Origin of the sequence: Skermanella pratensis (genome assembly GCF_008843145.1) — a bacterium.
Taxonomy (GTDB): domain Bacteria; phylum Pseudomonadota; class Alphaproteobacteria; order Azospirillales; family Azospirillaceae; genus Skermanella; species Skermanella pratensis.
Map to the genome: position 1 here is coordinate 3,425,123 of NZ_CP030265.1, position 13,558 is coordinate 3,438,680.

The window sequence follows — 13,558 nt, forward strand, 5'->3', positions numbered from 1 at the left end:
CCACCGGGACGGTCGCCGGTCCACGACGCCGGCGAAGGAACCGGTTCCGCGCCCGGAGTAGTTCAGCCGCCGGTGCCCTGTTGGAAGGTGATGGCGATTTCGGCGATCACGCCGGGCGGTTCGCGCATCTCGCTCTGGAAGGTCGCGATCTCGCCGGGAAGCAGCGTCTCGTGCGAGGCGGTGAAACTCCAGTCGCCGACCGGCGTCTTGTCCGGCCCCAGCGTCATTGCGCGCAGCGGCGGCACCGGGCGCTCCCGGTCGGAAATGTTGGCGATCTGCCCCTCGATCACGAGGATCGTGATGCCGTCCTCGACCCGCTTCTCCGACCGGACGTTCTGGAGCTGGAGGCCGGCGCCCAGCACCTCGACCGGCAGGCCGATGGTCTCGAACAGCCGCGCGGAGGGGGGCCAGATCCCGGCGATCTCCTGCCGCATGAACAGTCCGCCGGCCAGCAGCAGCACGACCGCCGCTGCCGTGGAGACGATCAGCGGGGTTTTCGACCTGGGCTTCTGCGGCACGGGCTTGCGGATCGCCGGCAGGTTGGACCCCGGCGGGATCGGCTTGACCTCGATCTCCTCCGGCGGGGGCGCCAGATCGACGGGCTTGGGCATGTCCACAGGCGGCCGCTGCATCCAGCTGTGGCCGCACTTGGCGCAACGCACCATCCGCCCGTCCCTGCCCAGGGTGGCGGGATCGACCAGGTAACGGGTAGAACAGGCCGGGCAGGTGAGAATCATAAAAGCTATGAAGAAATCGTGGAATCGTAGGATGTCTTATAGAAACTAAGGAGGTATTAAGCAAGTCGGGGGCTTGCTTCATATGCAGAAGCGCCGCTGGTATAGACGCCTTCGGGCGCGCCGTGCGATGCTGGCCGCCGTCCAGGGTTGCGAAGGTGAGAGGATTTGATTCGTTTTGAGAATGTCGGCATGCGCTACGGCAATGGGCCTGAAGTGCTGCGTGACGTCAGCTTCACGTTGGAACCCGGGACGTTCCATTTCCTGACCGGCGCCAGCGGCGCCGGCAAGTCCTCGCTGCTGCGCCTTATGTACCTGGCGCACCGGCCGTCGCGCGGACTGATCACCATGTTCGGCCACGACATCGCGTCGCTGAAGCGGGGCGAACTGCCGCCGTTGCGCCGCCGCATCGGCGTGGTGTTCCAGAATTTCCGGCTGCTCGACCATCTCTCGGCGTTGGACAACGTGGCGTTGCCGCTGCGTGTCGCGGGAGCGCGCGAGTCGCAGGTGCGGGAGCATGTGGCGGAGCTATTGAGCTGGGTCGGCCTGGGCGACCACCTGAACGACAAGCCGGCCACCCTGTCGGGCGGGCAGCAGCAGCGGGTGGCCATCGCGCGGGCGGTCATCACGCGGCCCAGCCTGCTGCTCGCCGACGAACCGACCGGCAACGTGGACGACAGGATCGGCATGCGCCTGCTCCACCTGTTCGAGGAACTGAACAAGCTCGGCACGACCATCGTGATCGCCACCCATAACGAGATGATGATAGAACGGTTCGGCTACGCCCGCATGGTGCTCGACAAGGGCATGCTTCAGCACCTGCCGCGGGGCGGCGGCGCAACCCGGATCGCCTGATGTTCCGCACCCACTACGATCTGCCGCTTCAACGCGACGTGACGGGACGATTCCTGCCCTGGATCATCGCCCTGATGGTCTATCTGGCGATCCTGGCCATGGCCGGGTCCATGGTGCTGTCGGACATGGCGCAACGCTGGGACCGCGGCCTCGCCGGAACCTTGACCGTCCAGGTGCCGCCGCTGCCCGAGGGGAACCCGACCCTGGACGACCGCGTCCGGTCCGCGCTGGAAGTGCTTCGCGCCACGCCGGGAATCGCCAGGGCCGAGGCCCTGCCCCGCCAGGACCTCCAAGGCCTGCTGGAGCCGTGGCTGGGCACCGGCGCGCTGAACGCCGACCTGCCGGTGCCCGCCATGATCGACGTGGCCCTGGCGGGCGGCAGGATCGACATGAACGGCCTCGCCCAGCGGCTCCGCGCGGCGGTGCCCGGTGCCGAGCTGGACGACCACGCGGCCTGGCTCAAGGACCTGCTGGCGGTCGCCCGGGCGGTCGAGGCGGTAGCCCTGGGAATTCTGGCGCTGGTCGGCGGCGCCGCGGTCGCGACCGTCATCTTCGTCTCCCGCGCCGGCTTGGCGATCCATGGGCAAGTGGTCGAGCTGCTGCATGTCATGGGAGCCCCGGACCGCTATGTCGCCCGGCAGTTCCAGAGCCACGTGCTGGGGCTCGCGATACGCGGCGGCGTCATCGGGACGGTGCTGGCGGCGGCGACCCTGATCGCGCTGAAGCGCGCCGGAGGGGAGTATGCGGCCGGGCTGATGCCGGACATGGCGCTGAACCAGCTTCAGCTGGCGTCGTTGGCGGCCGTCCCGGCGATCGCGGCCGTCCTGGCGGCGGTGACCGCCCGCATCACCGTCATGCGCGCCCTGGCGCGGATGCCGTGATCCTGGCGCAGCGAGTCGCGCGCGTGCTGCTGCCGCCGGCTGCGTTGCTCGGCCTGGCCCTGGTCTGCTGGTTCGGCGGACTGGTCTGGTTCGCCCAGACCATTCCCCGCGAGGAAGGCTGGGCCGACCGGGCGACCGACGCCATCGTCGTGCTGACCGGCGGCAGCGAGCGGATCAGCACGGGGGTCCAACTCCTGTCCCGCGGCCTGGGGCGAACCCTGTTCGTGTCCGGGGTCCACCAGGGCGTCGACCTGCGCGACATGCTGCGGGCGGCCAAGCTGGAGCCGAGTACCCTGGAATGCTGCATCGTGCTGGGGTACGAGGCCGGCGACACGGTCGGCAACGCGGCGGAAACGGCGGCCTGGATGCGGAGCCGGCATTACGATTCGCTGCGCCTCGTGACCTCGAACTACCATATGCGGCGCAGCCTGCTGGAGTTCGGCATGGCGATGCCGCAGGTCGATGTGGTACCGCACCCCGTCGCCCCCGACGCGGTCAAGCTGGCCGACTGGTGGCGCTGGCCGGGAACGCTGGCGCTGATCGTCAACGAATACAACAAGTACCTCTACGCCCTGGCGCGCTACTCGCTGTCGTCCTGACGCCGCGCCCTGGGCAGGGAAATGATCGGAACCATGCCAAAGCCTCCCCGCCCCCATCCCCGGCCCGGAAAGTCCGCGGGCACTCCCCGGTTCAAGCCGGCGGGCCGCCGTCCTCCCGGCAGGCCCGCTCCCGAACTGACGGACCGGCCCGAACGGCCCGAGCCGCCCCAGGAGAAGCTGCTTCGGATCACCGGCCTGCCGGCGGTCTCCGCGCTGTTCCAGCGCAACGGCCGGCTGGTCGAGCGGCTTTTCTTCGACGAGCGGAACGCCGCGGCCGTCGCCGGCTTCTGCCGGGACCTGGCGAAGGCGCGCAAACCTTACCGTCAGGTGGATACCGACGAGCTGGCGCGGGTCGCGGGAACGGTCCTGCATGGCGGGGTCGTGGCGGTCACCCGCCCTCGCCCGGTCCCCCCGTTCGATCCGGCCGAGGCCTCCCGCTGGGCGGCGGAGGGCAAGCCGCTGCTGCTTCTGGACGGCATCGGCAATCCGCACAACCTGGGCGCCATCGTGCGGACGGCGGCGTTCTTCGGGCTGGAGCGGATCGTGATATCCGATCATCCGGCGCAGGCCGGTCCGTCGGAAGCGAGCTACCGGGTCGCCGAGGGCGGCATGGAGCATGTCCGGCTCTACCGCGCGACCGGATTCGCGCGGATGCTGAAGCAGCTGGCGTCGAGCTACCGGGTGCTGGGAACCGCGCTGGGGCGCGGCGAGCCGCTGGACCAGCCTGCCGACCGCCGGCCCACCGCCATCGTGCTCGGCAACGAGGAGGACGGCCTTGGGCCCGGAACCCTGGATGCGTGCGAGGGAATCCTGACCCTGTCGGGGTCCGGCCGCGTCCAGTCGCTCAACGTCGCCGCCACCGCGGCCATTCTCATCCACGAGTTGACGAGGGCGCGGCCCCCCGGCCGGCAAGCCGGACTGGCGTCCGGAGCCCGGGCACGCTAGAAGAGACGCCGCGCCGGGTCACCGGCGCGTTCGGCCGCGCCCGATCTCTCCATCCGGAACGCACCATCCAAAACGCCCCATCCAAAACGCCCATGACCGCCGCCCGTTCTCTCCTGTTCAATATCGCGTTCTTCACCTGGACGACGGTGTGCTGCTTCGGCCTGTTATGGATGCTGCTGCTTCCGCGGCGGCAGATGGTCCATGTGGTGGAGTGGTACCTGCGGACCATCTATTTCCTGGAACGCACGATCCTGGGACTCGACTACGAGGTGCGCGGGCTGGAGAACGTCCCGCGAAACGGCTCATACATCCTGGCGGCCAAGCACCAGTCCGCCTGGGAGACCATGAAGCTCCATCTGCTGATCGACGACCCGGCGATCATCCTGAAGCGCGAGCTTCTGTTCCTGCCGATCTGGGGCTGGTACGCCGCCAAGGCCCGGATGATCGCGGTGGACCGGAGTGCCCGCGGCCGGGCCATCGCCTCGATGGTCGAGGGTGCCGCCCGGATTAAGTCCGAAGGACGGCCGATCGTCATCTTTCCCCAGGGAACCAGGACCGCGGTGGGACGTTACCTGCCTTACCGGGTCGGCGTGGCGGTGCTCTACAAGGACTTGGACCTGCCGATCGTGCCCATGGCGCTGAATTCCGGCGTCTATTGGGGCAGGCGGAGTTTCCGGAAGCACAGCGGCCGGGTCGTGGTCGAGTTCCTGCCGCCGATCGAGCCGGGACTCAGCCGCGAGGCGGCGCTGGCGGAACTGGAAAGCCGGCTGGAGACGGCGACCGATCGGTTGGTGATGGAGGCGGGCGGCCCGCCTACGGAAAAGCCGGCCAAGCAGGTGCCCCAAGGAGCGCCGGCCCCTGTTCCGTGATCTTTTTCGGCCTGTGGAAAACTCTGTGGATGTGCGCGTTGGCGTTGCACTGCGAAAGACCTCGCGTGCAAGACCGGACGATCCGTCCAAAGTGCGCGCCGGATAAGAACAAAACATGAACAATCGCCGCTTGACCCGATGCCGCAAAGGCACCAATTTTCGGGACAAGTTTGGACAGATCCGCGAAAATCCTTGTTGACCAAGGAGTTTGGCGTTTTGATCGCGGCCAGGATCCATGGCGGACGGAGACCGGGATGACTTCGGTGGCAGCCATATCCCAGCAGATCTGGGATATGAAATACCGACTGAAACTGCTTGACGGGCAGCCTGTGGACAAAACGGTCAGCGACACTTGGACGCGCGTGGCCGAGGCCCTGGCCGAGCCTGAAAAAGACCCTGCCGCGTGGATCCCCCGATTCGCCGAAGCACTGGCCGATTATCAATTCCTGCCCGCGGGCCGCATCCTCGCGGGCGCGGGCACCGGACGCAACGTGACGCTGTTCAACTGCTTCGTCATGGGCCGGATCCCCGACGACATGGGCGGCATCTTCGCCCACCTGCGCGAGGCCGCCCTGACCATGCAGCAGGGCGGCGGCATCGGATACGACTTTTCCACGCTGCGCCCCAAGGGCGCCGCGGTACTGGGCGTGGGCGCAGACGCCTCCGGTCCGCTGTCCTTCATGGACGTCTGGGACGCGATGTGCCGCACGATCATGAGCGCCGGCCACCGCCGAGGCGCCATGATGGCGACGCTGCGCTGCGACCATCCCGACATCGAAGCCTTCATCGAGGCGAAGCGCGAGCCAGGGCGGCTCAGGATGTTCAACCTGTCGGTGCTGGTGACCGACGCCTTCATGGCCGCCGTTCGCCAGGACGACGCCTGGCCGCTGACTTTCAACGGCACCGTGTTCAAGACCCTGCAGGCCCGTGACCTGTGGGACCGCATCATGCGGGCGACCTACGCCTATGCCGAGCCGGGCGTGATCTTCATCGACCGGATCAATCAGTACAACAATTTATGGTATGTTGAGGATATTTCCGCGACCAATCCCTGTGGGGAGCAGCCGCTTCCCCCCTACGGCGCCTGCCTTCTGGGATCGATAAACCTCGCGGCGCTGGTGCGGCAGCCATTCACCGAACAGGCGCGCCTGGACATGGACCGGCTGGCGGAGCTGGTGCCGCTGGCCGTCCGCATGATGGACAATGTGGTCGATGTCTCCCGCTTCCCGCTGCCCGAGCAGCTGGCGGAGGCAAAGGCGAAGCGGCGGATCGGGCTTGGCGTCACGGGGCTGGCCGATGCCCTGATCCTGTGCCGGGCGCGCTACGGCAGCGAGCAGGCGGTCGCCCTGACGGAGCGGTGGCTGGCGGCCTTGCGGCGGCATGCCTATCTGGCTTCGACCCGGCTTGCCGCCGAGAAGGGCAGCTACCCGCTGTTCGACGCGGAGAAGTTCCTGGCCGGCGCCAATGCCGGGACGCTCGATCCGGACGTGCGGGATGCGATCGCGAAGCACGGGCTGCGCAACGCGCTGCTGACCTCGATCGCGCCGACCGGCACGATCTCGCTGTTCGCCGACAACATCTCGTCCGGGATCGAGCCGGTGTTCGCCTACAGCTACGACCGGAACGTGCTGATGCCCGACGGGTCGCGCCGGCAGGAGGAGGTCTCGGACCACGCCTACCGGCTGTTCCGGCAAACCTTCGGGGACAAGGCTCCCCTGCCCGACTACTTCGTCGACGTGCAGTCGCTCAGCCCGGCGGCCCACGTGGTGATGCAGGCCGTGGCCCAGAAGTACATAGACAGCAGCATCTCCAAGACGATCAACTGCCCCGAGGACCTCTCGTTCGAGGCGTTCAAGGACGTCTATGTCCACGCCTTCGAGCTTGGCTGCAAGGGATGCACGACCTACCGGCCGAACGAGGTGACCGGGTCGGTGCTGTCGGTGAAGAAGGCGGAAGCGAGACCGGAGGAGAAAGCAGAATCTCCGCCGCCTCCCGCCCCTCCGCCGGTGCAGGACGCGGGCGCGGTGGTCTACATGACCCAACCGCTCGACCGCCCGGATGTGTTGCCGGGACAGACCTACAAGGTGCGTTGGCCGGAGAGCGACCATGCCCTTTACATCACCCTGAACGACATCATCCAGGACGGCCGGCGGCGGCCGTTCGAGGTGTTCATAAACTCCAAGAACATGGAGCATTACGCCTGGACCGTGGCGCTGACCCGCATGATCAGCGCGGTGTTCCGGCGCGGCGGCGACATCGCCTTCGTGGTGGAGGAGCTGAAGGCGGTGTTCGATCCGCGCGGCGGCCAGTGGATGAACGGCCGATACGTCCCCTCGCTCCTGGCCGCCATCGGCGAGGTGATCGAGCGGCACATGATCGGAATCGGATTCCTGCCCGAACACGGCGACGGCGAGGCCGCGAAACCGGCGCGCCGGGCGGTCGGGGCTCCGGGGGTCCGCCTGCGCCAGTGTCCGCAATGCGGTCAGCCCGGGCTGGTCCGCCAGGAAGGCTGCGACCAATGCCCCAACTGCGGCTATTCGAAATGCTCCTGAGGGGCGTGTGCCGGCGCCTGCTGATCTGCACCGTCAATTCGCCCGGCAGGTCGGCCTCGGCCGTCAGGCGGACGCCGGCATCACTGCCGGAGCGGGCGGGAGTCCTCAAGAGATCGGGCTTTCCGGATCAGTGTCCGATGGATCCGCAAGCCTGTTCGGCGATGATCCCGGCGACCCTCGCCTGGTCGTCGAACAGCGGGAGGTCCCCCGGCGCGCTGTCGAAGCCGTCGGCCCAGACATAACGCGCCGTCCGCGTCTCCATCATGCGGGCGTTGACTCGGACCCGCCCGTCCACGACGCGCACGCTGCCCTCCAGGATGAAGTCGGGCGGCGGCGCGTCCGGGGCGTGCCGGCTGTCCACGACCAGCAGGTGCGGGTTTCCCATCAAGGCGCGCTTCAACTCGTCCTGGAGCCCCGACGCCATGGCGCCGCCGCGATCGTCGATGGGAACGAAGGCATCGACCTGGACGGTCGGCACCGGACTGCCCATGCCCCCGGTGTCGCCGCCGAGCGTGACCAGCAGGCTCATGGCCACGACGGCGCCGCCGAGCGCCGCCCAAGGCCTTCGTCCGGCGGACCATCGCCTCGGGTCGGTCGCGGTCTCCACCGGGTGCGCCGCGGGCGACGCCACGCGGGTGAAGACCGGAACGTAGGAGCCCTTCGGCAGCTCGATCCTGACGGTGCAGTCGCTGCCGTCGGTCAGGTAGTAGCGTTCGAGACGCCGGCGCAACTGCCCGGCTTCGATGCGGACGACGGGATCTGCCTGGGGGTCGAAACTCTCGTCCCGCCCAAGCACGGACACCGCGATCGCATAGGCCTTGATGCGATCGGTCCGGCCGGCCAGCGTCTCCTCCACCACGTAGCGCAGGAAGTTCCGGCACCGGGTCGCCCGCCGGAACTCCTCGGTAGCGCAGATGGCATCGAGATGATCGAGGATCTCCTTGTCGGTCGGTTCTCCTGCCGGCGCCATGGCAGCCACGCTACGCGACTCGCCGGAACAGATCCGGGTACTCGACGACGAGGCCGTCACGGTCCACCTCGACGTCGCGCACGAAGTCGCCGTCCATCGATTCGTACCGGTAGCGCCGGCCAGGCTCCAGGCAGGTATAGCGCTGGCGGTTGGCCGTCACGGTCAGGTCGGGAGGCGATACATAGGCGGCCAGTATCTCGGCGCTCTCGCCCGCACGCAGCCCGAGCCGCCGGATCGGCAGCGTGTTGGTGAACGGGGTGACGGCGAGATCGACGTCGATCGCCCCCTGGAGCGCCCCGAGCGGCGTGCCGGTGGCGGTGGTCCAGGACCCTGCCCCGTCGCCCGCCACGTTCAGCGACCGGGCGGAGCCGATCAGCCTCACCTCCAGGGTCCTGACCCGCCAGGCCGGATCGCAGGAGATGCGGTAGGTCAGCGCCAGAGGGTTTCCACCTTCCGGTGTCGCGATGACCGTCGCCTCCGCGACGATGCCCTGCGCCGCCTCCTGGAGCACGAGATGCTCCAGCCCCGTCCCCGCCCAGTCGCGCCAGCGCGCCACCAGGGTTCGCCCGTCGCTCATGCCTGCTCCTTCGTTTGTTTCCCGCCGTCGAACGAGCCCTGGATCGCCTCGACCGCCGCGAATCCCACCGCCCGACTGGCGGCGTTCGGATCGTCGACCCGGACGACCACGCCCCGTCCGACAAGGTCTATGCCGTTCTCGTTGAACGCCTTGATGATCCGATGATAGGCCTCGCGCCGAATGGTGAACTGCTCCCCGGGCTTGGCGATGTACTTTACCCCGATGATCACGGCGTCATCCTCCACCCGGCGCACCCCCTGGGACTTCAGCGGCTCGATGAAGCTGGGTCCCATCTCCGGATCGTCGGAAAGTTCGGCGCCGATCCGTTTCACCAGCTTCTTGACGAGGTTCAGGTCGGTTTCCGGCGGCACGCGGAACTCCAGCCGCATCAGCGCCCAGTCGCGGGTGTAGTTGGTCAGGGCCTTGATCTGGCCGAAGGGGAGCGTGTGGACCGCGCCGCGGTGGTGGCGCAGCTTGAGCGAGCGGAGCGAGATGTTCTCCACGGTACCCCTGAGTTGGCCGACCTCGACGTAGTCCCCGATATGGAAGGCGTCCTCCAGCAGGAAGAAGATGCCGGAAAGGATGTCGGCTATGGTCGACTGGGCGCCCAGCCCGATCGCGATGCCGACCACGCCGGCGCCCGCCAGCAGCGGCCCGATGGCTATCCCCAGGGAGGACAGCACGATCATCACGACGACGGCCACGAGTGCTACCTGAAGGAACTTGCGGAGCAGCGGCAGCAGGGTCGCCATCCGCTGGGCGGTCCGGCGGTCGCGGTCGTCCTGGGACGCGATCAGGCGGTCGAAGCTCCGGATCAGCAGCGCCCAGCCGACATAGCCGAGCAGCAGGATCACGCCGGCGTCGAACAGCAGCCGCAGCGCGATGCCGAACGGGCCGGGCTGCTGCGCGGCGTCGAACCCCCAGAGGAAGGCGGTGGCGACCACCGCAAGCACCAGCAGGGAAACCCAGACGGCCCGCATCAGCCGCACGGTGGTGGCGGACGCCTCACCCTCGACGGCGCCCGCCGCTTCGTGGAACCGCGCGATCGGACGGTGCAGCAGCAGGGCGGTCACCGGAACCGCGGCCGCCAGGACGAAGCTGGCCAGCAGGCGAAGGCCCGTGCCCGGCTCCAGCCGCAGCGCCGCGGCGGCGAGCGTCAGCCAGAGTCCGGCAAGATAGACTGTCGCCAGCACCAGGCCGGTGCCGATCCCGTGGCTTGCGGAAAGGTCGAGGTTGAGATACCCGCCGATCAAGGCGGCGATGTCCCGGCGCCGGCTCCAGAACTGGACCGCCAGGTACAGGAAAGGCAGCGTGCTGATTGGCAGGATCAGGGCGATCAGCGGGTCGTAGGCCATGCCCAGCGCGTTCAGCAGGTCGAACAGGCCGAGCAGCGCCGCGCTGAGGACGGCGACCCATATGCCGGAGCGGTGGATCGCCGCCGCGGCCTTGTCGCCCACCGGCAGAAGCCTCAAATCCGGCCGTCCGGGCGCGCAGAGGACCCGGAAGATCAGATCGGCGATCAATACCGTCAGAGCCGCCTGGAGAGCCGCGACGAAGATCGCGGGCGCGGCGGGATGGGTCGGGCGCAGGATCGCATAGGCCAGCAGCAGGCCCACGACGAATCCACCGATCCGCAGCAGGTCGCGTGCGGCACTCCGCAGCATGCTGCCCGGTGCTGCGGGCGGCAGCCGCGTCAGGCCCCCCCAGACCAGGGCGCCGGCCGCGAACAGGAACAAGAGCGATACTGCCAGGCGCCATGGCCGGATGGCAGCGTCCCGGCCGTTCGGCCGTTCGAACGCATCGGCCAGCGCCGCCGGTACCTGGGGATAGGCTTTGACTACGGCATCCAGGCGCCCGGCGTAGAATGCGAGGGGATTGGATTGCCGGGGAGCCGCGGCCCGGGTCTGTGCCTCCCTCAGCATCCTGTCCCGCAGGGCGGCGCGGAGCTGCTCACCGTCCATGACCGCCAACAGGGCGTCCGTCTGCTCGGACGTCAGCCCTTCGGGAAATGCCTGGATGACCGCATCGACGCTGGCGCCGGACGCCTGGACGGCCGGCTGGGCGGAGGCAACGCCCGAGCCGAGCCCGGCAGCCAGGAAGAGCACCAGGAGGATCAGCCTGACGACCGCCATCATGACCTTACTGCGGGGCGAACTTCCATGTCCCGTCCGCGATGCGGCAGACCGGCAGTATGTAAACCACGTTGCGCCGGCCCACGTCGCTGCTCATCCGGGCGTCGCGGCAGGGCATCCCGTTACGCTCGTAGCTCCGGACCATGGTGATGGTCCCGCCATGCCCCGTCTGGGGGTTGGACCAGGGCCTGGATTCACCGTCCGGCGCGTTGCGGAGCATGTCTGCCCCGACCTGCATGATGATCTTGGTGTCGTCTCCCTGGTAATGGGCTTCGCCCAGGCGGCTGCCGAACAGCAGCTGGGCTTCCACCGCATCCAAGGGGAGAAGGACCGCCGCGGCCAGCATCAGCAAACCCGTTCTTCTCAAAGCCACCCCTCCCTGAAGTGCTGTATTCGCCAAAGACGGAAAGCAATGCGCGGCACTGCCATGAGAGATTAGGTCCATATTCGGCGCGCATCTATAAGGATCCGCATAGGAAAATTATTTCAAGCCCAAGTTAATGGCCAAAAGGATTATAACCATCGGCGATGGACAGCCGGGGTGAATGAAAGTCTATCGTTCGACGGGTCGCGGCACGCCGTCCCGCAGGTGGAAGACGATCATGGGCTCTCGTCAGAACAAGCGCCTTCCGGAAGCGGGGGAGTTGCCCGCCTTCTCCGATCCCGTGACCCCGTTGCAGGTCCGCGAGCAGCTGGACCGTATCTGCGCTTCCGAGGAGTTCCGGCGCTGCCATCGGAGCCGGCGTTTCCTGAGCTACATCGTCGAGGAGACGCTTGAAGGCCGAGGGTCGCGCATCAAGGCCTATTGCGTGGCGATATCGGTGCTGGACCGGGACGAGACGTTCGATCCCCAGGTCGATCCGCTGGTCCGCATCGAGGCCGCCCAGCTCCGCCGCCGGCTGGAGCGATACTATCTCACCCAAGGGTCCGGGGACCCGGTGCTGATCGACCTGCCGAAGGGCGGTTATATCCCGGTTTTCAGCCGGAAGACGCCGGTCGTCCCGAAGGGCGTCACGATGCCGAAGCGTCCTCCGGCCGGACTTGCGGGAGCGTCCATGCTGGCGGCGCTGTCGGTCGCCGGCGTCCTGGGCGTGGCATACGCGATCCATGACCCCGATATGATCGCAGCAGCCCTCGGCGACCCGGCGATCCCGGCGATCCGGGTTCTGCCCTTCACACCCGCCGAGGATTCCCGAAGCGCCGAGATGGCTTCCGGAATTGCCGACGAGATCACGCAGGAACTAACGCGCCGCAATGTGCTCGCCGTGCTTGGAGCCGAAGGGGCCGCCATCGGGACCCGGCCTCGCGCGGACGCGATCCTGACCGGAACGGTACGTACCGGCTCCGGCATGGTGCGCGTGACCGTCAGTCTGCTGAGCGCCAGGAACGGGACATACATCTGGACGAAGGCGTACGACACGCCGGCGGAGGACCCGGTACTCGAAGCGCAGACCCGGGTCGCCGCGGAAATCGGCGCCACCTGGAGTCGCCGATGAGCGGCGGGCAAGATCGATCGCCCGCCGAAACCTTCAATCCCGTCAAGGACATGAACTGGTAAACTACGGTAAATTACGTTCCAGCGGCGCTTACCGCCCGTAGTGTCGCGCGGCAATGACAAGTGCTGGTCAGCCGCGCTCGCTGAACGGCCCAGTGGACGACCCGCTGGACGACCAGCCCGCTCCGGTCGTGTTCAGGAGAGTTCCATGTCGCAGTTTCGTCGGACTTCCGCAGAGTTCCTCGGCACATTCTGGCTGGTCTTCGGTGGGTGCGGAAGCGCCGTGCTGGCGGCTGCGTTCCCGGAGGTCGGAATCGGCCTGCTCGGCGTATCGCTGGCATTCGGCCTGACGGTGCTGACGATGGCCTACTCGATCGGCCACATCAGCGGCTGCCATCTCAACCCGGCCGTGACCGTCGGCCTGTGGGCTGCCAAGCGCTTCCCGACGAAGGATATCCTGCCCTACGTCGTCGCGCAGATCGGCGGCGCGATCGTGGCGGCCATCGCGCTGTACGTGGTCGCCAGCGGCAAGGCCGATTACAATCTCGCGGTCAACGGCCTGGCGACGAACGGCTTCGGCGCGGCTTCGCCCGGCGGCTATACGATGGCGTCGGGAATGCTGATCGAGATCATCCTGACCTTCGGCTTCCTGATCGTGATCCTCGGTTCGACCGACACCAGGGCCCCGGCCGGCTTCGCCCCTCTCGCGATCGGACTGGCGCTCACGCTGATCCACCTGATCAGCATCCCGGTCACCAACACCAGCGTGAATCCGGCACGCAGCACCGGCCCTGCGCTGATCATGGGCGGCGTGGCGCTGCAGCAGCTCTGGTTCTTCTGGGTGGCGCCATTGATCGGCGGCGTGCTCGGCGGCATCGCCTACCGCATGCTGTCGGCCGAGGAGGCGGTCGTGAAGCCCGCGATCACCGGCGAGCCGGCACGCTGAAAA

At 67.8% G+C, this 13,558-nt stretch carries 13 protein-coding genes; 8 read left to right on the forward strand and 5 right to left on the reverse strand.

Translation table 11 applies throughout. The features are described from left to right. Nucleotides 1–62: 62 nt before the first annotated feature. On the reverse strand, nt 63–737 hold the full coding sequence (locus DPR14_RS15575) for an MJ0042-type zinc finger domain-containing protein (RefSeq protein WP_158045962.1): 675 nt from the start codon (nt 735–737) through the stop codon (nt 63–65). A 189-nt stretch (nt 738–926) separates the two neighbouring features. Between DPR14_RS15575 and ftsE the strand changes: the two genes are divergently transcribed. The 6 genes from ftsE to DPR14_RS15605 all read left to right on the forward strand — a co-directional run bounded on the left by ftsE (nt 927) and on the right by DPR14_RS15605 (nt 7,435). Further along, on the forward strand, nt 927–1,589 hold the full coding sequence (ftsE, locus tag DPR14_RS15580; RefSeq protein WP_246148206.1) for a cell division ATP-binding protein FtsE: 663 nt from the start codon (nt 927–929) through the stop codon (nt 1,587–1,589). Next, nucleotides 1,589–2,470: a cell division protein FtsX gene (locus tag DPR14_RS15585; RefSeq protein WP_158045964.1), complete on the forward strand. Its 882-nt coding sequence runs from the start codon at nt 1,589–1,591 to the stop codon at nt 2,468–2,470. The genes ftsE and DPR14_RS15585 overlap by 1 nt, the downstream gene beginning before the upstream one ends. Beyond that, nucleotides 2,467–3,069 carry a YdcF family protein gene (locus DPR14_RS15590; protein WP_246148209.1) on the forward strand — a complete coding sequence of 201 codons (603 nt, stop codon included), beginning with the start codon at nt 2,467–2,469 and terminating at the stop codon, nt 3,067–3,069. Before DPR14_RS15585 ends, DPR14_RS15590 begins: the two co-directional genes overlap by 4 nt. 33 nt (nt 3,070–3,102) lie before the next feature. Beyond that, nucleotides 3,103–4,014 (forward strand): TrmH family RNA methyltransferase, encoded by a 912-nt coding sequence (locus DPR14_RS15595; RefSeq protein WP_158045965.1) that lies wholly within the window; start codon nt 3,103–3,105, stop codon nt 4,012–4,014. Nucleotides 4,015–4,106: 92 nt separating this feature from the next. After that, nucleotides 4,107–4,883 (forward strand): lysophospholipid acyltransferase family protein, encoded by a 777-nt coding sequence (locus DPR14_RS15600; protein ID WP_158045966.1) that lies wholly within the window; start codon nt 4,107–4,109, stop codon nt 4,881–4,883. 254 nt (nt 4,884–5,137) lie between these two features. Beyond that, nucleotides 5,138–7,435: an adenosylcobalamin-dependent ribonucleoside-diphosphate reductase gene (locus tag DPR14_RS15605; protein ID WP_158045967.1), complete on the forward strand. Its 2,298-nt coding sequence runs from the start codon at nt 5,138–5,140 to the stop codon at nt 7,433–7,435. A gap of 127 nt (nt 7,436–7,562) precedes the next feature. Here DPR14_RS15605 and DPR14_RS15610 read toward each other — a convergent pair whose 3' ends face one another. From DPR14_RS15610 to DPR14_RS15625, 4 genes are read right to left on the reverse strand one after another with little or no spacing between them, the layout of a single operon-like run. After that, nucleotides 7,563–8,405 (reverse strand): hypothetical protein, encoded by an 843-nt coding sequence (locus tag DPR14_RS15610; RefSeq protein ID WP_158045968.1) that lies wholly within the window; start codon nt 8,403–8,405, stop codon nt 7,563–7,565. 10 nt (nt 8,406–8,415) lie between these two features. Beyond that, entirely contained in the window at nt 8,416–8,982 is a 567-nt protein-coding gene (locus DPR14_RS15615; protein WP_158045969.1) for a putative glycolipid-binding domain-containing protein, read from the reverse strand. Continuing rightward, nucleotides 8,979–11,117 carry a mechanosensitive ion channel family protein gene (locus DPR14_RS15620; RefSeq protein WP_158045970.1) on the reverse strand — a complete coding sequence of 713 codons (2,139 nt, stop codon included), beginning with the start codon at nt 11,115–11,117 and terminating at the stop codon, nt 8,979–8,981. The genes DPR14_RS15615 and DPR14_RS15620 overlap by 4 nt, the downstream gene beginning before the upstream one ends. A gap of 4 nt (nt 11,118–11,121) precedes the next feature. After that, on the reverse strand, nt 11,122–11,481 hold the full coding sequence (locus tag DPR14_RS15625) for an RT0821/Lpp0805 family surface protein (RefSeq protein ID WP_211103785.1): 360 nt from the start codon (nt 11,479–11,481) through the stop codon (nt 11,122–11,124). 235 nt (nt 11,482–11,716) lie between these two features. Here DPR14_RS15625 and DPR14_RS27450 point away from each other — a divergent pair, with 235 nt between their 5' ends. Continuing rightward, complete coding sequence (locus tag DPR14_RS27450; RefSeq protein ID WP_192498966.1) at nt 11,717–12,610, forward strand: hypothetical protein; 894 nt, start codon at nt 11,717–11,719, stop codon at nt 12,608–12,610. Between the two features lie 207 nt (nt 12,611–12,817). Beyond that, nucleotides 12,818–13,555, forward strand: a complete 738-nt coding sequence (gene aqpZ, locus DPR14_RS15640) for an aquaporin Z (RefSeq protein ID WP_158045974.1) — start codon at nt 12,818–12,820, stop codon at nt 13,553–13,555. Nucleotides 13,556–13,558 lie beyond the last annotated feature (3 nt).